This is a genomic window from Leptolyngbya sp. FACHB-541, assembly GCF_014695875.1.
GTDB lineage: Bacteria > Cyanobacteriota > Cyanobacteriia > Elainellales > Elainellaceae > JAAUTN01.
On the sequence record NZ_JACJPC010000002.1, the window covers coordinates 1 to 2,459 of the forward strand.

At 46.9% G+C, this 2,459-nt stretch carries 3 protein-coding genes and 3 pseudogenes; all 6 read right to left on the reverse strand.

Annotated features, from left to right (window positions below):
• Positions 1 to 42: 42 nt before the first annotated feature.
• A pseudogene (locus H6G00_RS00025) lies at positions 43 to 228 on the reverse strand (response regulator transcription factor); the annotation flags it as partial.
• 355 nt (positions 229 to 583) lie between these two features.
• Positions 584 to 961, reverse strand: a complete 378-nt coding sequence (locus H6G00_RS00030; RefSeq protein WP_190795061.1) for a nuclear transport factor 2 family protein — start codon at positions 959 to 961, stop codon at positions 584 to 586.
• 72 nt (positions 962 to 1,033) lie between these two features.
• A complete protein-coding gene (locus H6G00_RS00035) occupies positions 1,034 to 1,321 on the reverse strand; it encodes a hypothetical protein (RefSeq protein ID WP_190795062.1) in 288 nt (95 codons plus the stop codon).
• Positions 1,321 to 1,473, reverse strand: a pseudogene (locus H6G00_RS35975) (peptidoglycan-binding domain-containing protein); the annotation flags it as partial. The pseudogene H6G00_RS35975 and the gene H6G00_RS00035, both read right to left, overlap by 1 nt.
• A 261-nt stretch (positions 1,474 to 1,734) precedes the next feature.
• Positions 1,735 to 2,100, reverse strand: coding sequence for a hypothetical protein (locus H6G00_RS00045; protein WP_190795063.1), 366 nt, complete (start codon positions 2,098 to 2,100; stop codon positions 1,735 to 1,737).
• 175 nt (positions 2,101 to 2,275) lie between these two features.
• Positions 2,276 to 2,459 (reverse strand): annotated as a pseudogene (locus H6G00_RS00050) (alpha/beta hydrolase); the annotation flags it as partial.

Here is a 2,459-nt window from a genome sequence, read left to right on the forward strand (position 1 = left end):
CTACAACTTCCAGTGCTTCTTCAGAAGTCATCATTGAACCTCCTAAATCAGCCCTTGACGTAAAGCAACTACAGCAGCCTGTACACGATGGTCAACTCCAAGTTTGTTGAAGACACCACGTACATGAGTTTTTATAGTGTTGTGGCTCAGATATAGACGGGCTGCAATTTCAGGATTACTTTGACCTTCCGCCATGAGTTTCAAAACTTCCAATTCACGGCTTGAGAGCCTGTGTGTAGTCTCAAAAGACACTGAGGAAGAGTATTTTGTCTCTTGCATAAATAACCTCTTAGGTGGTGTTAAAGTTGCTCACTATGAGCTATAAATCAATCAAGTTTTTGCTGATAGCTGTACCTTGCAACCTGTGACAGAAGCAAGATGGCTCGATACAGAAACATTGCGGTCTGATGCAAAAGGATTGCAATTTGATACAAAAGCGTTGCAGCTTTGTGCGAAGCATTGTGACTAGATCGGCGATCGCGGCAGCGATTTACCCTACCTCAGCGATCACACTACGGACAAGATTAAAGTTTATGCCCTCTAGCTTGTAGTGGATTTAAAAGACAAATCTATGGGCTTCTAATTACGCTACGCTGCTAGTTTCATCCTTGACTTCGGCTTTGATGACGAAAGCCTTTAATTCGACCATCTTGTCGCCGCGAAAGCGCCAGACATCGCAGTACGAGTAATGATCCGCCTTCCCGTCTGCGTCCTTCAGTGTGATGTCGCCAACTGCCGTGACGAAATCACCCTCAGCGATTAAGTTGGCGACCGTAAACTTTGGCGGCTCTATGTATGTCTCTGCCATATACTGGCGAACAGCTTCTTTTCCGTTCAGGGTCTTGTCGCCTACAAACGTCCATTCCGTGTCGTCAGTGCAGAATGACAAGAATTCTTCATAGTTGCCTGCAGCGTTCGCCGCATTTGCCGCTTCTAAAATGGCTTTATTGTTCTCTGACATCTGAATCTCTCCTTTGTTCAAAGCAAAAAAGTGGTGTGAGTTGTTATGCTGTTGCCCCTCACTGGTTTACTTCTAGGGACTGGTAAACGGCTTACATTGAATCGCCTTCACATTTTGCAGATAGTTCAACTCTGGCTCGAAGTCAGTCGGACAGAAGACATAAACATTGTCCTGAGATCGGCTAATGACTAAACGGTAACTAGGTGGAATTTCCTGGGAACCTTCGATCACTTCGATTCTGGGAATCACTTGTGAATTGACTTGAGCCAGGGATGGAAAATTGAACAGTAGAAGTACGCTGAACAGAATTGTGATTGCGATTGTAGTTGTAATTTTGGTTGAAAGAATCTTTCGGTTCATTAGAAATCTCCTGTGACTTGTGGTTGTGTAGTGTTCTGTTGTTTCCAGGGAAGCGGCGATCGATAGGGGTTTTCGTGCATATCCAGGACTTCCCAGGTGGTTGGATTGACTCGCCCTGTAACTGGGATTCTGTATCGTCGCTGGAGATCGCGTACCGCAGACGCTCGCCCCTCCTGCCAGCCTCACGATAGAACACTTAGACATCGCCGACCTGTTGAAACCCGTAGCGTATTTCATCTCTTTTCCTTTGATTGCGCGTGTAGAAGTTTTGATCTGCTGCGGTACGCACACCAGCATCGAGATTCATACGGTCTATAACAACCCAAGCTCAGCGACCCGGCCCGCGATGACAGCGTGGATGCAACCGGAGCGCGAGAGCTGGGTTCGCCGCAGCGCCTTGTTAGGCAGCAAAATCACCGCGCACCCCGGCTGACGCGACGAAACCAGGCCCCACTTGCTACTCCGGCTAAAGCGATTATGGAGTAAGCCGCTAAAAAAGCGACTCCAACAGGAATTAACAGACTGCCGGGCAACAGACTGCCGGGCAGGAAAAAAAGCATATACGTCAGTTGACCAAGCATAATACCGGCATAGTGCGACCAAACATGTTTAGGACGAGCAAGGCCGACGGTAAGGCCAACAATAAGAAGTGCTGCGGAATAATAAAGACCTTTCGCATCCCACGGTTCGACCTGCCCGGATAAAAATGGTGACAAGGCCCAGACCATTGCGCCGCCCACAAACGAGAACAAAAAACTTATCGCTAACTCTCTTTTCATCAGACCTTATTGGTAATAAAGTGCTCAGCATCTCAATGGACAAATAGGCTGCAAGAAGATTTGGAATCGGTTTAAGAATTGATTGCTTTTCTTAGTTCCGATTAAGTCTATTTTTCACCCTCGCTGGCTAACGACCAAGCTCACCGGAAGCAAATAACCTTTGCCACTCAATCAATTAATTTGGCACGTTCCGGTGCAGCGACTGGTTAGACTCACGGCGCATCTCACTGGTATGAATAAATTGACTTATCCCTTCAACGAGTTCAGGCACAACTGGCAGCGTTGGGTCAGAATAGGAAGCATTTTGCTGTTCAGGGTCTAATGAAACAGCTTTTAAGACGTGATTCATCCCCTCAATA